At 48.0% G+C, this 20,647-nt stretch carries 20 protein-coding genes and 1 riboswitch; of the genes, 8 read left to right on the top strand and 12 right to left on the bottom strand.

Annotation, left to right across the window (positions count from 1 at the left end; translation table 11 throughout):
• Positions 1 to 134 precede the first annotated feature (134 nt).
• The 6 genes from HNY42_RS02605 to pta form a co-directional block, all read right to left on the bottom strand.
• Positions 135 to 2,114, bottom strand: coding sequence for a methyl-accepting chemotaxis protein (locus HNY42_RS02605; protein ID WP_188005015.1), 1,980 nt, complete (start codon positions 2,112 to 2,114; stop codon positions 135 to 137).
• Between the two features lie 130 nt (positions 2,115 to 2,244).
• A complete protein-coding gene (locus HNY42_RS02600) occupies positions 2,245 to 2,544 on the bottom strand; it encodes a rhodanese-like domain-containing protein (RefSeq protein ID WP_131973414.1) in 300 nt (99 codons plus the stop codon).
• A gap of 92 nt (positions 2,545 to 2,636) precedes the next feature.
• Positions 2,637 to 4,013: an amino acid permease gene (locus HNY42_RS02595; protein WP_131973415.1), complete on the bottom strand. Its 1,377-nt coding sequence runs from the start codon at positions 4,011 to 4,013 to the stop codon at positions 2,637 to 2,639.
• Positions 4,014 to 4,236: 223 nt separating this feature from the next.
• The gene (locus HNY42_RS02590; protein ID WP_188005014.1) at positions 4,237 to 5,544 is read right to left on the bottom strand and encodes a nucleobase:cation symporter-2 family protein; all 1,308 of its coding nucleotides are present in this window, start codon (positions 5,542 to 5,544) and stop codon (positions 4,237 to 4,239) included.
• Complete coding sequence (locus HNY42_RS02585; protein ID WP_131973417.1) at positions 5,541 to 6,125, bottom strand: xanthine phosphoribosyltransferase; 585 nt, start codon at positions 6,123 to 6,125, stop codon at positions 5,541 to 5,543. Before HNY42_RS02585 ends, HNY42_RS02590 begins: the two co-directional genes overlap by 4 nt.
• 73 nt (positions 6,126 to 6,198) lie before the next feature.
• Positions 6,199 to 6,298, bottom strand: a riboswitch (purine riboswitch).
• 66 nt (positions 6,299 to 6,364) lie between these two features.
• Positions 6,365 to 7,351 (bottom strand): phosphate acetyltransferase, encoded by a 987-nt coding sequence (gene pta / locus HNY42_RS02580; RefSeq protein ID WP_114597171.1) that lies wholly within the window; start codon positions 7,349 to 7,351, stop codon positions 6,365 to 6,367.
• A 344-nt stretch (positions 7,352 to 7,695) separates the two neighbouring features.
• On the opposite strand from pta, the gene hemQ reads away from it, so the two are divergent.
• Positions 7,696 to 8,472 carry a hydrogen peroxide-dependent heme synthase gene (gene hemQ, locus HNY42_RS02575; protein ID WP_131503248.1) on the top strand — a complete coding sequence of 259 codons (777 nt, stop codon included), beginning with the start codon at positions 7,696 to 7,698 and terminating at the stop codon, positions 8,470 to 8,472.
• 93 nt (positions 8,473 to 8,565) lie between these two features.
• On the top strand, positions 8,566 to 8,715 hold the full coding sequence (locus HNY42_RS02570) for a hypothetical protein (RefSeq protein ID WP_012369127.1): 150 nt from the start codon (positions 8,566 to 8,568) through the stop codon (positions 8,713 to 8,715).
• 153 nt (positions 8,716 to 8,868) lie between these two features.
• On the opposite strand, the gene HNY42_RS02565 is transcribed toward HNY42_RS02570, so the two are convergent.
• A complete protein-coding gene (locus HNY42_RS02565) occupies positions 8,869 to 9,237 on the bottom strand; it encodes a DUF423 domain-containing protein (protein WP_012369126.1) in 369 nt (122 codons plus the stop codon).
• Positions 9,234 to 9,845, bottom strand: coding sequence for a trimeric intracellular cation channel family protein (locus HNY42_RS02560; protein WP_012369125.1), 612 nt, complete (start codon positions 9,843 to 9,845; stop codon positions 9,234 to 9,236). Before HNY42_RS02560 ends, HNY42_RS02565 begins: the two co-directional genes overlap by 4 nt.
• 165 nt (positions 9,846 to 10,010) lie before the next feature.
• Between HNY42_RS02560 and HNY42_RS02555 the strand changes: the two genes are divergently transcribed.
• The 4 genes from HNY42_RS02555 to HNY42_RS02540 all read left to right on the top strand — a co-directional run bounded on the left by HNY42_RS02555 (position 10,011) and on the right by HNY42_RS02540 (position 14,439).
• Positions 10,011 to 11,639: an ABC1 kinase family protein gene (locus tag HNY42_RS02555; RefSeq protein WP_188005013.1), complete on the top strand. Its 1,629-nt coding sequence runs from the start codon at positions 10,011 to 10,013 to the stop codon at positions 11,637 to 11,639.
• A 136-nt stretch (positions 11,640 to 11,775) separates the two neighbouring features.
• Complete coding sequence (locus HNY42_RS02550) at positions 11,776 to 12,627, top strand: GRP family sugar transporter (protein ID WP_188005401.1); 852 nt, start codon at positions 11,776 to 11,778, stop codon at positions 12,625 to 12,627.
• Positions 12,628 to 12,645: 18 nt separating this feature from the next.
• Complete coding sequence (locus HNY42_RS02545; RefSeq protein WP_131503245.1) at positions 12,646 to 13,431, top strand: glucose 1-dehydrogenase; 786 nt, start codon at positions 12,646 to 12,648, stop codon at positions 13,429 to 13,431.
• Positions 13,432 to 13,467: 36 nt separating this feature from the next.
• Positions 13,468 to 14,439, top strand: coding sequence for a cation diffusion facilitator family transporter (locus tag HNY42_RS02540; protein WP_131503244.1), 972 nt, complete (start codon positions 13,468 to 13,470; stop codon positions 14,437 to 14,439).
• Between the two features lie 48 nt (positions 14,440 to 14,487).
• On the opposite strand, the gene HNY42_RS02535 is transcribed toward HNY42_RS02540, so the two are convergent.
• From HNY42_RS02535 to HNY42_RS02525, 3 genes are all read right to left on the bottom strand, one after another.
• Positions 14,488 to 15,225 carry a thermonuclease family protein gene (locus HNY42_RS02535; RefSeq protein WP_188005012.1) on the bottom strand — a complete coding sequence of 246 codons (738 nt, stop codon included), beginning with the start codon at positions 15,223 to 15,225 and terminating at the stop codon, positions 14,488 to 14,490.
• A gap of 122 nt (positions 15,226 to 15,347) precedes the next feature.
• Positions 15,348 to 15,998, bottom strand: coding sequence for an SDR family NAD(P)-dependent oxidoreductase (locus tag HNY42_RS02530; protein WP_188005011.1), 651 nt, complete (start codon positions 15,996 to 15,998; stop codon positions 15,348 to 15,350).
• Positions 15,999 to 16,055: 57 nt separating this feature from the next.
• Positions 16,056 to 16,325, bottom strand: coding sequence for a DUF5327 family protein (locus tag HNY42_RS02525; RefSeq protein WP_188005010.1), 270 nt, complete (start codon positions 16,323 to 16,325; stop codon positions 16,056 to 16,058).
• A gap of 55 nt (positions 16,326 to 16,380) precedes the next feature.
• Between HNY42_RS02525 and HNY42_RS02520 the strand changes: the two genes are divergently transcribed.
• Positions 16,381 to 17,349, top strand: coding sequence for a Gfo/Idh/MocA family oxidoreductase (locus tag HNY42_RS02520; RefSeq protein WP_131503240.1), 969 nt, complete (start codon positions 16,381 to 16,383; stop codon positions 17,347 to 17,349).
• A gap of 34 nt (positions 17,350 to 17,383) precedes the next feature.
• Positions 17,384 to 19,042, top strand: coding sequence for a glycerol-3-phosphate dehydrogenase/oxidase (locus tag HNY42_RS02515; RefSeq protein WP_131503239.1), 1,659 nt, complete (start codon positions 17,384 to 17,386; stop codon positions 19,040 to 19,042).
• A gap of 59 nt (positions 19,043 to 19,101) precedes the next feature.
• Here the strand turns inward: HNY42_RS02515 and HNY42_RS02510 are convergent, their stop codons facing one another.
• Positions 19,102 to 20,535: a branched-chain amino acid transporter BcaP gene (locus HNY42_RS02510; protein ID WP_131503238.1), complete on the bottom strand. Its 1,434-nt coding sequence runs from the start codon at positions 20,533 to 20,535 to the stop codon at positions 19,102 to 19,104.
• Positions 20,536 to 20,647 lie beyond the last annotated feature (112 nt).

Below are 20,647 nucleotides of genomic sequence, written 5' to 3'. Positions count from 1 at the left end.
TACAAGCTGCCAGGCTATATAAGTATTTTCCCGTTTCTTATTCTATTCAAGCAACATTCATCAGTAATCAGGTCGAAGATAACGTCTTTTTCAAAAAAAACGACCGTTCCTGAAAGAGGACGGTCGTCTGCAGGTTATACTTTGAATCGCGATACGAGGACTTGCAATTCTTCCGCCATATCGGACAAGGTTTTTGCCGATTGCGAAATATCTTCCATCGAGCCGAGCTGTTCTTCCGTCGTCGCTGCGACGCGCTCTGATGCTGCAGAATTTCCATCTGCGATATGGGCGATTTCCGTTGCCGATGCCGAGACTTCCTGGACGTTGGCAGCAATCTCTTCGACCGTTGCCGTGACATCTTCGATCCGCGGTGTCATCTCTTGCGTCCGTAACATGATTTGTTTGAATCGAACGGCTGAATCTTCTGTCGTTTCGAGTCCTGCTTTCGTATGATGCGACACTTCTTTCATCAAGAAAACCGAACGTTCCGTTTCCTGTTTGATGTTTTGAATCAGGTGGGAAATTTGTTTCGTCGATTCCTGCGATTGTTCTGCAAGTTTCCGGACTTCACTGGCAACGACAGCAAATCCTTTGCCGTTTTCCCCTGCCCGTGCCGCTTCAATTGCAGCATTCAAGGCAAGTAAATTCGTTTGGGTCGCAATGCCGTTGATGACATCCACAATCTTGCCAATCTCATTTGAGCGATGCGCGAGCGACTGGATGACCTCACCAAAGTTCTCGACCGATGCATCGATTGCTTTCATCTGTTCCACGTTCTTCGTGACAGCTGCTGTCCCGTCTTCTGCTTCTGAAGCGGTTGCGCGCGACAGTTCCGAGACATTCGTTGAGCTCTCGGCAATCCGCATGACACCTGATGTGATAGCTTGCAGAGAAACGGCATTACCGTCGAGTTGACGTTTCGATTGACCTGCCCCTGCGGCCATTTCTTGAATCGAACCGGCAATTTGTTCTGAGGCTGCCGTCGTTTGCGCCGCATTCGCCATCAGTTCTTCGGAAGAAGCCGCAACTTGGCCGATGGATTGATCAAGATTTGAGATAATACCACGCAGTGACAGAATCATCGTATTAAAGCTCTTGGCGACTTGGCCGATCTCATCATCCGACTCGACGACGACTTCCTCCGTCAAATCTCCTTCCTGGATTCGTTCCGCACTTTTCGTCAATCGGTTCAAGGGGCTGATGATCGAGCGTAAGATAAAGAATAACAGGAGTGCAGCCAGGATGAACGTACCGGCAATGACACCTAATGTCGTCCATAAAATACCTGCTGTTTCATCCGTGATTTCGTAATCGTACAATGTCCCGGCAACTTTCCAACCGGTCAGACCGTTCGTCATGAAGTCCATTTGTTTGTCTTCATCTTCAAACAAGTAAGAGAAGCGTCCTTCTTTTCCTGCATAAAGAGATCCAACCCAACTGCCGGATGCCGTTTCACCCGGTTTGAGTGTCGGATGGGTGACGAATTTTTTCTTCGAATCCAAAATCGTGACATAACCTTCTTTTCCGATTTTGATTTTTTGGGCGATTTCTGAAATCCGGTCGACATCGACGTCGATTGCGATGACACCCCGTCCGTTTCCACCCGTTTGTGAGAGTGTGACCATCATCTTGCCCGATGCTGCATCCACGTATGGATCCGTGATGACAACTTTTCCGCTGGCGTCTTCTGCTGCTTTGTACCATGGACGTTCACGCGGATCATAATCTTCCGGCATCGACTGCTCCGGATAAATCGTCATCTCGCCGGATGTCGTCGCATAATAAATATTAGCGGCTTGCGGATGCGTATCTAAGTATTCGGTCATTTTTTCTTCTAAGTCGAGGTTCTGTTTGCCTGATTGATACAACGTCCCGTCAATCCGGTCCGCAAAAAAGGCGACATCACGTCGCATCGGATCGATGATATTCATGATTTCATCATTCATCCGGTCGACGCCGGCATGCGCCGACTGCAGAATTTCATTCGTGATTTTTTGTTTGGCCTGGCTGTAAGAAACAAAACCGATCAATAAAGAAGGAATCAATAATAAGAGCATCGATGTCAGGATCAACTTCTGTTTAATACTCAACGTGCGTTTTTTCTTCTGTTCCATATCCAACTCTCCTTCTCGCGCTACATAATCGCTGTTCTAGTTTCTTTATCGGTTAAAATGTATACTTTTTCACAGAAAATAAAAAAAAAGAAGCGGATCCGTTTAGGAATCCGCTTCCAATTTTCATGACTTACGCTTCTTGATCGCCTTTCCAGTTCATCATGCCGCCTTCGACGTTGACGATGTCATATCCGTACTGTTCGAGGAAGCGTCCGACGTTTTCACTTCGTCCGCCTGCTTTACAAATCAGATAGTACGTTTCGCCTTCCTGCAACTCTGTATACCGTTCACCGATTTCAGACATCGGCAGAAAACGGACATTCGGAATATGACCGGCATCGTATTCGTCCTGTTCCCGGACATCTACGACGTGTAAAGATTCACCCGCTTCAAGCTTTTCTTGCAGTTCATCGACATGAATCGTTTTCATGATTATTCCTCCTTTGACGTATCTGTGTCCAGTGTAGCAAAACTGACGTCGAAACAGAACAAAAGAGACCAGCCAAAGCTGATCTCCAGTTCTTATTCTCCGGATGCCTGATCCAGTGGTTGACGCTTTTGCTTATGCATTCCCCGTGCATAATACACAGCAATCAAAATCACGTACCAGAGCGGTCCGACAATCAGTGCAATCCGTGTTCCGGCATCAAATGCCATCAGGACGATGACACCCGCGAGTGCGGCTAACGCAAGATAGTTCGCAATCGGGAAGAACGGAACTGCGAATTCAGCTGATCCGTGCACTTTACGTGCCCGCATCTGAGCAATCAAAATCATCGCCCATGTCCAGACAGCTCCGAATGTCGCAATGCTTGTGACGATCGCAAAGACATCGTCCGGCAAGAAGTAATTGAGTGCGACACCGACTAGCAACGCAACGCCAGAAAGGATCGTTGCAAGTGCCGGCACACCGTTTTTAGAAATCTTCGCAAAACGCTTCGGTGCTTCCTGATTTTGTGACAAGTTCATCATCATCCGTGCTGTTGAGAAAATCCCTGAGTTACATGAGGATAAAGCCGCCGTCAGGACCACGAAGTTAATGATTCCGGCAGCGGCCGGAATGCCTAGTGAATCAAATAATAAAACGAATGGACTGCTGTTATTCTGTCCGACTTGATCCCATGGATAAATCGAAAGAATGACGAACAGAGCACCGATATAGAAGACTAAAATTCGTAAGAAGACATTGTTGACCGCTTTACGGATCGTTTTCTTCGGATTTTTTGCTTCTCCTGCTGTGACCCCGATCACTTCAATCCCTAAGAAGGCAAACATGACCATTTGCATCGCAAGTAGAACACCGCCGAACCCGTTCGGCAGGAATCCGCCATGCGACCAAAGATTTGAAATCCCGACCGGCGTACCGCCGTTCCCGAACCCGATGACGATCGTCAGCGTTCCGAGGATGATCATTGCGACGATGGCAACAATTTTGATCAATGCAAACCAGAATTCGAATTCCCCGTAAAACTTAACGGCAATGAAGTTGATGCTCGTCATCAAAATCAGTGCACCAAGCGCCCACATCCAAGTGGGCGAATTCGGGAACCATTCCTGCATATAAATCCCGACGGCCGTAATTTCGGCCATACATGTGAAAATCCAGAGCAACCAATAATTCCATCCTGTCAGGAAACCGGCGAGCGGGCTGACATATTTTCGGGCATACTCGGCAAAGCTGCCTGATACCGGTTCACGGACTGCGAGTTCCCCAAGAGCCCGCATGATAATGAAGATAATAAGACCACCGATTAAGTACCCGATCAGTATTCCTGGTCCAGCTAATTGAATCGCTTTTGCGGATCCCAAGAACAATCCGACACCGATTGCCGCCCCCAGCGACATCAGTGTAATGTGACGTTCCTCTAATCCCCGATTCAGTTCTGTCTGTTGTTTCATCTGTACGACGTCCTTCCCGTCTGTGTTTGATTCTTAGCAGTTCCCCTAACCGCTACGTTGTCAGTATAAAGAAATTGTGTCCGTTTTGTAAACGTTTTCAAGAGATATTTTCTCCGAATCCCACATACTCGAAATATTCTGATTTATGTAACGGTACATAAAAGGAGCAACCACCTATACCGAATAGTATACATGACTGCTCCTTTCATAAGGGTTACAAAACTTATTCAACCTTTGCCAAAGATGATTTTTTCATTGTGGTTTTCTTTTCCGTCAATCGGAATAAACCGTTTAAGAGCAACGCGGTTACTGATCCGGCAACGATCGGGCTGTCCGTCAAGACACGGACTTGATCCGGAAGTGACGCGACAATCGCCGCATTCATGCTGATACCGAGTCCGACACCAAGCGCAAGAGCCACCGTGATGACATGATCATTTTTGGAAAAATCGACGCGGGATAAAATCCGGATTCCGCTCGCTGCGACCGTTCCGAACATGACGAGCATCGCCCCGCCGAGAACCGGCTTTGGAATCAGCGTCGTGAAGGTTGCGACTTTCGGCAGGAAACCGAGCACAATCAAAAAGAATCCGGCAAAGATGATGACTTTTCGTGTTTTCACACCTGTCAATTGAACAAGACCGACATTCTGACTGTATGTCGTATACGGGAAACTGTTGAAAATTCCGCCGATGATGGTCGCTGCCCCTTCCGCGCGGTAGCCGCGGGCTAAATCCTGATCCGTCAACTTCTTGTCGGTGATTTCTCCAAGCGTCAAGAAGACTCCGGTCGACTCGACCATCGAAACGAGTCCGACCAGTGTCATCGTCAAAATCGCTGTTGCATTAAAGGTCGGGACACCAAAATAAAACGGTGTCACCATTTGGAACCACGACGCCTCGGCAACCGGGCTGAAATCAATCATCCCCATACCGAATGCAACGAGCGTTCCGATCAAGACGGCAATCAAGACCGCTGCCGCTTTCGAAAAGACCGTTCCGTAACGGTTAAAGACTAAAATCAAAACGATGGTCAGTCCGGCAAGTGCCAAGTACCGCATGTCACCAAAATCCTTTGCTCCTTGTCCGCCGCCGATATCGTTAATGGCAGCCGGAATCAACGAGATCCCGATGATCGTCACGACAGAACCGAGCACGACCGGTGGAAATAAAATCGCAATCCGGCTGAACCAACCGGAAATGACTAAGATGATTAATCCACTGGCGATCAGCGCTCCATAAATCGCGGTAATGCCTTGCAGACTGCCAATCGCAATCATCGGACCGACAGCTGTGAACGTACAGCCGAGGACGACAGGTAAACCGACACCCGTATACTTCGTCACGAAAACTTGCAGCAACGTCGCTACACCACACATGAACAAATCAATTGCAACGAGATAAGCCAGTTCTTCCCCTGATAAACCGATTGCGCTGCCGACAATCAACGGGACAATCGCGGCTCCCGTATACATGGCGAGGACATGTTGCAGACCAAGGCTCGCCGCTTTGGCGTTGGATAACGTCTTCATACCGTCACCGGGTCAACGAACGTCGCCTCTCCGGCTTCTAACTTTTTAATCCGGGCAAGCGATTCGACACGGAATCCGGCATCCAGCAGCTTTTGACGTCCCGGTTGGAATGATTTTTCAATGACGATGCCGAAACCTGCAACTTCTGCTCCTGCCTGTTCGACGAGTTTCGCTAAACCAAATGCCGCTTCCCCGTTCGCGAGGAAATCATCGATGATCAGAACGCGTTCTCCTGCCTGCAGATACTTTTCCGCGACTGTAATCGTACTCGTCTGCTGTTTCGTAAACGAGTAGACTTCTGCTGAAATCGTACCTTCGTTTAACGTCAACGACTTGGTTTTCCGGGCATAGACCATCGGAACCCCTAATCGGAGAGCGGTCATCATCGCCGGGGCGATTCCGCCCGCTTCAATCGTCAAGATCCGTGTGATTCCGGCATCCTTGAACCGATCCATGAATTCATAAGCAATTTCCCACATTAAGGTCGGATCGACCTGGTGGTTTAAAAAGGAATCGACTTTTAATACCTGATCCGATAAGACTAACCCTTCTTGTTGAATCATTTCTTCCAAACGTTTCATAACTGATTTCTCCTTTTTGAACGAAAAAAACGTACAGCCGCTACCCGGGGGCAGCCACTGTACGCTAAAAAGAGAGCAGTAACTCACCACCCGTAGTCGGATCGTTACGGCGATCCGGTAGAGACTCGTGGGCCAATTCCCACTATTATACGAGCGTTGCTATACGTTTATTCGTTGATGCGTGATGTGTTCCATTTTACGGAGTTCACTGAAAAAGTAAAGTCTTTTTCGAAAATGGATTACGCTTGGCGTTCTTCAACCGCTTGCGCTGCCGTGATGATCGCCAATTTGTAGACGTCTTCTTCGTTACATCCGCGTGACAGATCGTTGACCGGTTTGTTGAGTCCTTGCAGGATCGGTCCGATTGCTTCAAAACCACCAAGACGTTGTGCGATTTTGTAGCCGATGTTTCCAGACTCAAGGCTTGGGAAGATGAAGACGTTCGCTTGACCGGCAACGTCTGATTCTGGTGCTTTTGATTTCGCGACACTCGGGACGAACGCTGCATCAAATTGTAATTCTCCGTCGATTGCGAGTTCCGGTGCACGTTCTTTTGCAAGACGTGTTGCTTCGACGACACGCTCTGTTTCCGGTGATTTTGCAGAACCTTTTGTCGAGAAGCTGAGCAACGCAACTTTCGGCTCGATGCCGAATGTTTTTGCCGTTTTCGCAGAAGCAATCGCGTTTTCCGCTAAATCGTTTGCGTCCGGTGCGATGTTGATTGCACAGTCGGCGAATACGTACTGCTCATCGTCACGGACCATGATGAAGACACCTGATGTCTTTTTATAGCCTTCCTGCATTTTGATGATTTGCAGCGCCGGACGAACCGTGTCACCTGTTGCGTGCATCGCACCCGAAACAAGACCTTCTGCTTTTCCTGTGTGAACGAGCATCGTTCCGAACGTGTTGACGTCTTTCAGGATAAGCGCACGTGCCTGCTCTTCCGTCGCTTTTCCTTTACGGCGCTCAACGAATGACGCGACGAGTTCTTCGATTCCTTCATATGAAGCAGGATCAATCGTTTCGAGATCTGCAACGTCGATGTTGTTCGCTGCTGCCGTCTCTTCGATTTGACCGCGTGGTCCGATGACGATCGGTGTGACTAAACCGTCTTTTTTCAAACGTACAGCTGCACCAAGAACACGGGCATCGATTCCTTCAGGGAAAACAATCGTTGGTTGATGGGCTTTGACTTTTGTCTCAAGCATTTCGAATAATTGCATGATATTAGCTCCTTTTGTGGCGAATAAGTGTCGGTTTCTGTTGTTATTCCATTCCATTGTTCATTATACACAGTTCTGTTTCGTTGTTAAAACAATTTGCAAAAAAGTGTGTTTTTCATTCTGACGCCTGACTTTTCGAATACTATTACAGTATCTTTTTTAATATAGTACAGAAAAAAAGAGAGACTGTTTCTCACACCCTTTTACTTCATACCCTGCTTTCTGTTTTTCTATGTCGGTGACGCCTGAAGATCGAACCCGTTTTCTTACGGGAAAAACAAAAAGATATGGTAAGATTGAACATGGATTAACACGTTACTACTACAGATTCAGGAGGTTTTCTCATGCAACATCAATCATCCGAACCAACCGTTACACAACAAGCTGCCGAAACACTCGACGGCTGGTATACATTTCATGATTTCCGCCGGATTGACTGGGCCCGTCTAAAGCAGGTCGACGCTTCTGTCCGGATGAAGATGGTACAGGAGTTTCAGGCATTCCTAGGCGAACTCGCACAAGTCGAAGAACAAAAAGAAGGCAGTCACGCCCTCTATACGATCATCGGTCAAAAAGCGGATCTCGTTCTGATGGTCCTTCGTCCGACAATGGAAGACATTCAAGACGTCGAAGTGAAGATGCAAAAACTTGATTTATATGACTACCTGATTCCGACGTATTCGTACGTCTCTGTTGTCGAACTCGGCACATACCGCGGATCCGGAGAAGGTAACCCGTACGAAAATCCATACGTCCGCGACCGTCTCTATCCAATCCTGCCAAAATCGAAGCATATCTGTTTCTATCCGATGAGCAAGTCACGCCGCGACGGGGACAACTGGTATACGCTTTCGATGGAGAAACGAAAAGAACTGATGTACCGCCACGGGATGATCGGTCGGAGCTACGCCGGGAAGATCCAGCAAATCATCGGCGGATCAACCGGATTCGACGACTGGGAATGGGGCGTCACGCTGTTCGCAAACGATATTCTGCAGTTCAAGAAAATCGTCTACGAAATGCGTTTTGACGAAGTCAGTGCCAAATACGGTGAGTTCGGTGAGTTCTTTATCGGTAACCGCCTCGAAACAGCGGATATTGAAGCACATTTCGCACTTTAATCTGCTAAATCACGTTTCATAGGAAAACCCTGCGGGAATATACTCTTTGCGGCCACAAAAACTGTCAGATTTGTACCTGAAGGAGGAATTACCATGGGGAATGCTATGAACCGATCAACACGATCGCGTGAATTGCAATTCGCTGTGCTTTCAAAAGAGCTAAAGCCAGTCGCAGAACGCGTACTGGACCGCTATGAGCAAGCATTATCGAAGCTAAACAAAACACAACCTGCCAAGCGCTAAAGCATTTGCTTTTGTCGCTCTATCGTACCGGTGAACAGACAATTACTGTCTGTTCACCGGTTTTTTGTAGACATTCACATATCAAAAAAAGACCTATTCGCTTCATACGTTTCTCTGTGTGAGTCACGTGAAGCGAGTAGATCCTTATTGTCTTTACAATCCTTTATACGCCCCGATGGCAACGAAAATCCATGCTGCGATGAACAGGACTCCGCCGATCGGCGTCACAGCACCGAGTTTCGTCACACCTGTCAGCGCCATCACATACAGGCTTCCTGAGAAGAAAACGATTCCGGCAAGCATCAACCAACCGGCTAATGAGAACTGGGAAATTGATACTTTCAATAACATCCCGCCAAGTGCGAGGATTCCAAGCGAGTGAACCATTTGATATAACACACCCGTCTGCCAGTTCGCGAGCATCCGCTCCGATAACATATCTTTTAAGGCATGGGCACCGAACGCACCAAGTGCTACGGCGAGCATCATCGATAATGCTCCAATCATGATGAAAATCTTCATTCTTTGTCTCCCCCTAAACGTCGTGCTGGTAAATTCCATTCATAATAATAGGATAGCATACGTAAAATCGTAATCAGTCCGAGTAATGTGAACAAATGGAGTGGATTCGTCAGTTCGAACCGATCGATGACGAGTGCTGCCATGACGGCCCACATCGCATAGATTTCTTTATGCAGGACAAGCGGTTTACGTCCGGCGAGTAAATCGCGGATGACACCACCACCGACACCTGTCAAAACTGCTGCGGAGATGGTTGCCGATAACGGCAGACCTTTCGCAGAAGCCATCAAAGCTCCTTGAATCGCAAAGGCGGATAAACCGAGGGCATCAGCAAGCACGCCCCATCGCGTCCAGTGCGGTAAAAATAATTGCGGCAAAATGAAAATCAACAAAGCGACTAAAATCGCGATTAAAAACAATCCGCCTTGCGACCAGAGCGCAGAAACCGGGACACCAATCAACAGGTTACGGATGGCACCACCACCGAAGGCCGTGATTAAAGCGAGCAGCCAAACACCAAACAAATCATACTTTTCTTCCATCGCGACAATCGCGCCACTCATCGCAAACGCAACCGTTCCAATGATATTTAATAAGTCCCAGGACATACGCACATTTCACCTTTCCCATTAGAAATTCCAATACTTACTATACGCTCTTTTTTGATTCCGGCAAGCTTATTTTTTCTGTCACCGATTCAACCGTTTGTAAGTGACGTTTTTAGGTAAAGTAACCTATACTGAAACAAACTGTACAGGAAGCTAGGTGAAGGCATGAAACGTTGGGCGCTTTATCGGATTTTCATCATCGTAACGATGTTCGCTCGTTACATTTGGACGATTTATCGATTCACCCGGAAGAACCGACCCGGTACGAATAATGAAGAATTTGAGCGCATCATGATTACGATTGCGCGTGACTATAAGAAAAAAGCCCTTCGTCTCGAAGGACTCCTCATTAAGCTGGGGCAGTTCCTGTCGATTCGGGCCGACCTGTTTCCCCCGTCCGTCTTGATGGAGCTGACGGAACTCGTCGACAAAGTTCCATCCAGTAAACTCGGCGAATCCCGGAAAATCATCGAAGAAGACTGGGGAACGACGATCGAAGACATCGTCGATAACATCTCCCCCCGGCCGATTGCCTCTGCTTCAATCGGTGAAGTCTACAGCGCAACTCTTAAATCAAACGGCCGGAAAGTAGCGATCAAAGTTCAACGGCCGAACATTGATCAAATCATCAAAACCGATTTCCGGGCGATGCGGCTCGTCATTGCGATGCTCCGCCGGACGTCACTCAATAAATCAACCGATTTACAAAGTCTGTACCGTCAGATGGTGTTCGTCATCGGAGATGAGCTGAACTACCGGACTGAGCTGAAAAACGGTTTGTACTTCAAGAAAATGTACGAAACGAATCCTGTCATCTATATTCCCGATTATTTTGAAGAACACTGTACCAACCGCGTTCTTGTCATGGAATGGATCGAAGGCACACGCATCACGGATCTTGATTACTTAGCGGAACATAACATCGACCGCGATGAACTGGCCCAGAACCTGTTCCTGAATGCCGGAGAACAGTTATTGTTCGGAGGTAAATTCCATGCCGATCCCCATCCGGGTAATGTCCTTGTCCAAAGTGACGGTCGGATCGTCTTACTCGATTTCGGGATGATCGGTGCGACGACAGCCGACGATATGCGGGCCATTCAACGTATTCTCCAGTCCTTCGTGACGCTCGATTACGATGCCATTGTCGACGGACTCGAAGACTTACGCTTTTTATTACCAAACGCCAACAAACAAAACATCCGTCAAGCGATCGAAAAAGCCGTTACCTTCTATCTTGAGAGTGACATGGAGAACGTTGATACGAAGTTGATTGAAAAAGTATTATCCGATATTGAATTACTGGTCCGAAACGAACCAATCCAACTTCCGGCAGAATTCGCCTTTTTCGGTCGTGCGGCCTCGACGATTCTCGGTATCTTACAAATCTTATCACCGAAAATCAATTTACTCGATCTTGCTAAGCCGATGGTCCGGAAATGGCTCGACGAAGAAGGGAAAAACCAAAACCGTTACTTGCAAATCGCCGCTTCCTACGGCGCACGATTACTTGCCTTCCCTCGTCTCGTCAACGATGCCTTAAGTGAACCGACAAGATGGCGTCTGTTTGAACAACAGAAGTTTTCCCGTGTCGCTAACATGGAGTCGTTGAAAATCCGTCAGTGGACCAGTTCTCTTGTCGGAATCGTCAGCCTGCCGGTCAGCTACACCGGCTATTTTCTCGCCCACTACGATTTGATGGGAATTTCACTGACCATTGCCATCATTGCTTTATGGAACGGTCGACGCATCGGACGACAAATCGTCCGGATTGCTGATGAACCGTTTAAATAATCACCAAAACGTCCTTGTAAGAGGACGTTTTTTTATTTTAAAATAATGTTTCTTCATTCTTCTATGTTTTTCAGATCTGTTCCCGGGGTACATCTTCAAGTAGATAGAAAGAAATTTAGAAGAGGTGAAACACTTGATTGATATCTTAATCGCGCTCGTACCTGCCTTGATGTGGGGGACACTTCCATTAGTCGTCTCTAAAATCGGCGGTTCGACGGAACAACAAATTATCGGAACAACACTTGGGGCGTTAGCGTTTGCCATCATTACGTTCTTTTTCGTCAGTCCTGAACTTTCGACGACTGCCTGGGTGGCTGGATTCTTCTCCGGTGCTTTTTGGGCACTTGGTCAAATGAATCAGTTTGCTGCCTTTAAACAGATGGGTGTCTCAAAAACGATGCCGATTTCAACCGGGATGCAACTCGTCGGGACGTCATTGTTCGGTGTCCTCGCTTTTGGCGAATGGTCAAACCGAACCGCCTTGATCCTCGGTATCAGTGCACTCGTTTTGATCGTTGCCGGTGCCGCTTTCACTTCTTATAAAGAAGATAAAAGCAAACAGGATGAACATATCGGAAAAGGTTTACTGTTACTCCTGATCTCAACTGTCGGTTACGTCGGCTATGTCGTCATCGCCCGTTGGTTCAACATCAACGGTTGGGAAGCGGTCTTGCCGCAGGCCATCGGTATGGTCATCAGTGCCATCCTTTTATCTTTAAGAAAAGGAAACTTGTTTACGAAAAAAACAGCCGGTAATACAATTGGTGGTCTCATGTGGGCAGTCGGTAACATCGCCCTGTTGTTTGCAACTGCCAAGGTCGGTGTCGCCACCAGCTTTTCACTGTCACAAACCGGTGTCGTCATCTCGACAATCGGTGGTGTCGTCCTGCTAAAAGAAGCAAAAACAAAAAAAGAAATGACCTTCGTCGTTATCGGCTGTATCTTAGTCGTCGTCGGTGGGATCATGATTGGATTTACGAAGCAATAATAAGGAGGAATTCATGTTATGTATAACAGTCTAAAAGGTAAAGTCGCTATCGTCACAGGTGGATCAATGGGAATCGGTGAAGCCATCATTCGCCGTTATGCGGAAGAAGGCATGCGTGTCGTCATCAACTACCGGAGTCATCCGGAAGAAGCCAAGAAAATTGCCGATGACATCATCCAAGCCGGCGGTGAAGCCATCACCGTTCAAGGGGATGTATCAAAAGAGGAGGACATGATCAACCTCGTCAAAGAAACGGTCGATCACTTCGGACAGCTCGATGTTTTCGTCAACAATGCCGGTGTTGAAATGCCGTCACCCTCGCATGAAATGTCACTTGAAGACTGGCAAAAAGTCATCGATGTCAATTTAACCGGTGCCTTCCTCGGTGCCCGCGAAGCACTCAAATACTTTGTTGAGCATAACGTCAAAGGAAACATCATCAATATGTCGAGCGTCCACGAAATCATTCCATGGCCGACGTTCGTCCATTATGCAGCAAGTAAAGGTGGCGTCAAACTGATGACTCAGACGCTTGCAATGGAATATGCACCAAAAGGTATCCGCATCAATGCAATCGGACCGGGTGCAATCAATACACCCATCAATGCCGAGAAATTCGAGGATCCGAAACAACGTGCTGACGTCGAAAGCATGATTCCGATGGGTAATATCGGGAAGCCGGAAGAAATTTCTGCAGTCGCAGCATGGCTTGCTTCGGACGAAGCGAGTTATGTAACGGGGATTACTCTGTTTGCTGACGGCGGTATGACACTTTATCCATCATTCCAAGCTGGACGCGGGTAATTCCCGCGTTTCCGCTCTTTAAAGGGAGGAACCCTCATGTCGAATTTTTTTACTCTGCTCAGGCGCGGAAATAAATCCGCTCTCGCTGCTGCAATCGTCAATACCATTATCGCCATTATAAAATTCGTTGCTTACATCTTGACGGGTAATATCGCCATGTTTGCAGAAATGATGCATACCATCGGTGACGCAGCCAATCAGTTTTTTGTTTATATCGGATCAGCATTAAGTAAAAAAGCACCGACCAAACGGTTCCCGAACGGATTCGGTCGACTCGTCAACCTTGTTTTACTTGCCGCCATTCTTGTTGTCGCCATTCTTGCCTACGAAACGATTCGTGAAGGTATCCTGCACATCCTGCATGCACCGGGTGAGAAAACAAGCGGTCTTTGGATCATCCTGACTGCGCTTGGAATCGGTGTCGTACTTGAAATCGGTGTCTTTTACAAAGCAATGATTGAGATTGCCCATGAGACCGGATTAAAATCCCGTGGCCTGACGCTGGTCGGTCAAAGTTTTGCTAACTTATCGCAGGCAAAACCGGCGACACGGCTTGTCTTCATGGAAGATTTGGTCGCAACGCTCGGTGGTGTCATCGCCATTATCGCTGTCTTGATTTCACATTATACGTCGTTTTATCAGGCAGAAGGAATCGCTTCGATATTGATCGGTTTAATGATGTTCTATGTCGTCTATAATGTCTTCATTCAAAATGCTGCCGGTGCGCTCGGTGAGATTGATGAAGTCTTAACTGCAAAAATCGGGGAAATCCTGATGCGTGATCCGGACGTACGTGATATCGAAAAACTTGAAGTCATCAAAGAAGGAGATCACTTCCACGTCGAAATTGAGATTGAAGTGGATCCTGAACTGACGATTGCTCAAGCAGACGATATTAAAGACCGCCTTGAATTGCAGATTCGGATTCTAAAAGGGATCACGGATGTTACAATTTCTTTTGATGAAGATGATAAGATTCAACACTATCAGCCACCGACACAGCCCTAACACAAAAAAAGCAGGAACGTCCTTTTGTGGATGTTCCTGCTTTTTTAGTCAATTCGCCGCCCGGACGAATCCGGCCTCTTTTGCTTCCTGTTCACTGCAAAACATCTCTTCCGGGTTCACCTCATCATATGAACGTCCCCCTTGGATGTGGTAGATTTTTTTCCCTTGGCGGTTAATGTTGCCTTTGATGTCGGCACAGTCCGCTGACTCTTCCGATGTCCCATTCATGACCGAGGTATCAAATCCCCGATCAGTGGCATACCCTTTTGTCTGCCAGATGCCTGCCTGTTGCCCTTTTGTTTCCTGTTCAATTTCTTGAAAAGTCTCGACATACCGGGTATCCGGCTCATAGATATACGCGACCCGGGCCAAGCCTTTTCGCAACAGTTCCTGATTGATCATCTTGCCGTCTGACCAGACATAAGCGAGCAATCGCCCATAGCGGTCTGTCTTTGACTGATCCCGTTCAAGCAGGATGTCGCTCCCTACCGGTAATGCCTCTTTCGTAAAACGGGAGGCTTCCGGACCATACGGCTGAACCGGCTTTTCCGGATTTACGGTTTCCGGTGTATCGACCAATAAAAAACGGACATCTTCCGTTTGACCGTTTTGTAGCCGGACTTTCACCGTATCCCCGTCGATGACACGCTCGACGGTGGCTTCCGTCACTTTTGTTTCATCCGGTTGCTTGATGCCAATCTGTTCATCTGTCTCTGAATCCAGCGCACATCCGGTCAAACCGATGATGCTGACGATGAGAAGCAGTTGGGTGAACCATCGTTTCATATTCTCGTCCCCCTCGTTCATTCGATTCAAAAAAGCGTCGACATCAGCGTCGACGCTTGCCCATTCCCATCTTGCCTGAAGTTCATTTCATCCTATGCCGTTCTGCCGAGGCTGACGGCTGATCAATCTGTTTCGAGCACTTTTTCGACATCGGTGCGATTCGTGTACAGCGTATAGAAGGCTTCGGCAACGTTTTTCGGATCAAGTGCCGTTCCACGTTTGACTTCCCCGGCAATCGTCACGGTTCCGACGTAGACATTGTCGTCTTTTAGCGTGTCGTGCAACATATGCGTCAGTTGACGGACACCGGCCTTCCCAATCGATAAACCCGGTAAGGATTTAATCGCATTCAGTGCTGCTCCGCCGCCGGTAATCAAGATGGCTCCGTCTTTTCGTGCCACCATATCCGGTGCAACGACTTGCGCGGCATGCAACGCTCCAAGGACATCAATTTCAAATTCTTTTGTAATCTGTTCAGCCGATACCTCGAGTACGGACGCTTGATGCAGGATTGAGGCATTATAGACAAGGACATCAATTTGTCCGTATTGGTCTTTTGTCCATTCGACGAGTGATTCGAGATCTGTGCGGCGTGAGGCATCACATTCAACCCCAACGGCTTCGATGCCTTGTTCTTTCAGTTCCGTGATGACGGCTGCCAATGTTTCCTGTGTCCGTGCGGCACAAACGACTTGAAAGCCTTCTTTACCGAACCGCTTGCTGATTTCGGCTCCGTTTCCTGGGCCGGCGCCAATGACTATGACTGTTTTCATGATCTGTTCCCCCTTATTTTTTCCTTTTACCCTATTCCCACAATTGATTTGATTTACTCAAAAATCGAGTAAGGAAGGTCCTTTTTCTTCTTTTTCCTGGGCAACTCCCATAAAACGGGCCAGCATCGGATCGACTTCCGGGTTTTGCTGTTCGGTTGCCGGAGTCATGACCGGGCGGATCGTCTGTTCTGTCGCCGGTTGTTCGAGCAGCAACTCACAATAGGCTTTCATGGCCGCAACGTATTCGATTTGCAACGAACCGTTCGATTGCTCAATTTTTGACATCATCTGTCGCATTTTTTCAATGACTTGTTGTTCTGTAATCATCTTGCTCACCTCATATGATAGATTGAATGTATTAACCGAAAAGGAAGTGTCCTCCATGATTCGTACTGCTTTAATTGGTTTTGGACTTGCCGGCGAACACCTGCATGCCCCATATCTTACACCACCTGATTATCAACTTGTTGCAGTTCAGTCCAGTCGTCCGGAAGCAGTCGCCGCCCGTTATCCGGATGTGCCGGTGTATTCTTCGCTTGAAGCGTTGTTAGCTGCTGAAACGATTGAACTGGTCGTCATCGCGACACCGAATGCTGAACATTATCCCCTCGCCAAGACAGCGTTACTTGCCGGCTGTCATGTCCTTGTCGAGAAGCCGTTTACCGTCACCTTGACGGAAGCCGAACAGCTGACGGATCTTGCGCGTCAGCAAAATCGATTACTGACAGTTTACCATAACCGCCGTTATACAAAAGACTTCCAAACGTTGCTCGGACTGGTGCAAGCCGACGAACTGGGCGTCGTTCAGACCTTCGAAGCCCACTATGACCGCTATCGTCCGACCGTCCGGGCACGCTGGCGGGAACAGGACGTCCCGGGTGCCGGTCTGCTTTATGATTTAGGCTCTCATTTAATTGATCAAGCCCTGATATTATTTGGCGAACGACCGGATCGTGTCTTTTGTGATCAGACGATTCAGCGGCCGGATGGTCCGGTCGAAGACTATACGCACCTGATTCTGGCTTTCGGAACACGACGCGCTGTTTTGCATATCGGCTCACTTGTTCCGGCTCCCGGTCCTTCGCTTGCCGTCCACGGGACGAAAGCGAGTTATTTCGTCGACAGTGTGGATACGAAACGCTCGACGTACACATGGGGAAGACCTGAACAGCCTCTCGAGGAACGTCCTTTCGTCGCTTCTGGTTTTGCCGACTACTATCATGATTTAGCGCAGGCCTTACGTCATGAGGCCCCTCTTGCCGTCACGACGGAACAAGCTCTGCTCGTCATGAAAATTATTGATTGTGCTCAAAAAAGTGTAAAAGAGGGTACATGGATAGAAGTAGAATAAAATAATCCACTTCAGACGAACAGGGGGAAAATGCATGTTTTCAAGTACGGAACGAACCGCATGGTTAGAAGAGATGGGACAGGAATTGCTCGATGTATTGGTCATTGGTGGCGGCATTACAGGTGCAGGGATTTTACTCGATGCTCAAAGCCGGGGTATGCGGACCGGATTGATTGAGATGCAGGATTTCGCAGAAGGCACATCAAGCCGCTCGACGAAACTTGTTCACGGAGGCTTACGTTATTTAAAGCAATTTGAAATCAAGTTAGTCGCAGAAGTCGGGAAAGAACGGGCGATTGTTTATGAAAATGCACCGCACGTCACGACACCTGAGTGGATGATGTTACCGCTTGTCGAAGGTGGGACATTCGGCAATTTTTCGACGTCGATCGGTCTGCGGGTTTACGATCAACTGGCAGGCGTCCGACGCCATGAACGACGGACGATGTTATCTAAAGAAGAAACGCTTCGCTACGAACCGCTTTTACGATCGGAACACCTTGTCGGAGGCGGACGTTATGTCGAATACAAAACGGATGACGCCCGCTTGACGGTCGAAGTATTAAAAGCTGCGGTCGGATACGGTGGACGTGCCGTCAACTATACGAAGGCTGAGTCACTGGTCTACCACAACGGAAAAGTCGTCGGTGTTGAAGTACAGGACGTCTTAACCGGCAAGACTTATACGATTCGTGCGAAAAAAATCATCAATGCGACCGGTCCGTGGGTTGATGAATTACGCGAAAAGGACGGCTCGAAATCAGGGAAGTCGCTTCATCTGACGAAAGGCATTCATCTCGTCATCGACCAAGCTCACTTCCCGTTGCAACAAGCCGTCTACTTTGATGTGGCGGACGGACGGATGATTTTCGCGATTCCGCGCGAAGGAAAAACTTATGTTGGCACGACGGACACGAATTATCAGGGTGACATTCTCGAACCTGGTGTGACAGAAGAAGACCGGGACTATATCTTGGATGCGACAAATCAGATGTTCAACGTTGATTTGCACCCTGACCACGTCGAATCGACATGGTCCGGCTTACGTCCGTTGATTCACGAAGACGGCAAAGATCCGAGTGAACTGTCGCGTAAAGATGAAATCTTCGTCTCGAAATCCGGCTTGATGTCGATTGCCGGCGGAAAATTGACGGGGTACCGGAAGATGGCAGAACGAATCATCGATATGGTCGCCGATCAGTTCAAGGAGGAGGAGAACCGGATTTATCTCGCGTCCCGGACACACGATATTTTACTCGGCGGCGGTCATCCTGACGGCAGTAAAGGATTTGCCCGTTACTTGAAAGAACAGCAACCTAAAGGTGAAGCCCTCGGATTGTCTCCGAAGGAAGCGACATGGCTGATTCAACGTTACGGAACGGATGTCGAACGTGTCTTTGAATTAATTCGCTCGCGCGGCAGTGAAGCGGAGCGTTATCAGCTTCCCCTTCACTGGTTCGGAGGACTGTTATACGGAATGGAAGCAGAACTCGTCATGCAACCGGGTGATTTCTTGAATCGACGCGCCTCTGCCGTCTTCTTCGATTTCCCGAATGCAGAAAAATATGCCGACGGTGTTCTCGCTTTAATGCGAAGCGAACTTGGATGGTCGGCAGAAGAAGAAGCTAAAGCCAATGCCAGCATCCAACGTGAGTTCGATGCGGTTCGGATCAAGACCTCTCTGCCTTCTTAATTCACTATACTTCTGACTTACAACAAAAAAATGCGACCCCTTCACGGGATCGCATTTTTTTATTTTTCGTCTGCAGCTGCGATTTCAGTAGCCGGCATGTTTCCTGGTTCCAGATTCGAGTTCTTCCGGGCAAAGGCGAAGTACAGGACAAGTCCAATCGCCAGCCAGATGAAGAAAGCAATCCATGTTTCGAGTTTCAAGTTGAACATTAAGAAGAGACAAGAAGCGATCGCTGCGATCGGCACATAAGGCATTCCCGGGCATTTGAATGCACGAGGAAGATCCGGTTGTGTTTTACGAAGGATCAAGACCGCAACAGAGATTAAGACGAATGCTGCGAGTGTCCCCATGTTAACGAGGTTTGCGATGACATCGAGTGGAACGAGTCCTGCGACTGTCGCACTACCAAGACCAATCATCCATGTTGCTTTGAACGGTGTTTTGTATTTTGGATGTACTTCCGAGAATACTTTCGGGAACATTCCGTCACGTGAGATGGCGAACGCTAAACGTACCATTCCGTATGTCATGACGAGGATAACGGTTGTGATCCCGAGGATGGCACCTAAATCGATGAAACCGGCGACCCAGTTTTGTCCTGCCATTTGAATGGCGAGTGAAACCGGGTGATCGACGCCCGCAAATTTTTGGTACGGGACGATTCCTGTCATGATAGCCGCTACGATGACGTAAAGGACTGTACAGACCGCAAGAGAACCGATGATACCACGTGGTAAGTTCTTTTGCGGCTCACGTACTTCTTCTGCTGCCGATGTGACGGCATCAAAACCGATGTAAGCAAAGAAGACGATTGCGGCTCCAGAGAAGACGCCACCCCATCCGAACGGTGTAAATGGTGCCCAGTTCGTAGGTTCAACATAGCCGACACCAACGACGATGAATAAGACAACGACTGCCAGTTTAATGACAACCATGATGTTGTTGACACGTTTTGTTTCTTTAATCCCCATCGATAACAGGGCTGTAATTGCAAGTAAAATCAGGAAAGCCGGTAAGTTGAAGAACGTTTTTGCGCCTTCTACCGCGCCGGGAGCTGCTGAGAGTGCTGTCGGGATATGAATGCCAAATCCACCGAGTAAGGACTGGAAGTAACCTGACCAACCTGCCGCAACGGCACTCGAGGCGAGTCCATATTCCAGAATTAAGTTCCAACCGATGATCCAGGCAAAGATTTCTCCCATCGTTGCATACGTGTACGTATAAACGGAACCACTGACCGGAATCGTCGAAGCGAATTCCGCATAAGCGAGTGCCGCTAACCCACAGGCAATGGCAGATAAAATGAATGAGACGATAAGACCAGGTCCTGCTGTCAATGCTCCTGTTCCGGTTAGGACGAAAATTCCCGTACCAATGATGGCGCCAATTCCTAAAAACGTTAAATCCATTGCGCCAAGATTTCGAGCAAGTCCATTGTTACGCTGACTCGCAGCAATCATAGCGGAAACATCTTTTTTCCGCGTCAAACTCATGATGATACTCCCCCTGTTGTGTGTTTAGTTCGAATTACAAAAAATGTTTTGCAATTACTTAATCCAAAATTTACGAAGTTTTCAGATAAATTGATATAGGTCATTAGACCCA

Source organism: Exiguobacterium sp. Helios, from assembly GCF_014524545.1.
Classification (GTDB): domain Bacteria; phylum Bacillota; class Bacilli; order Exiguobacteriales; family Exiguobacteriaceae; genus Exiguobacterium_A.
This window is presented reverse-complemented; position numbering and strand designations above follow the sequence as displayed.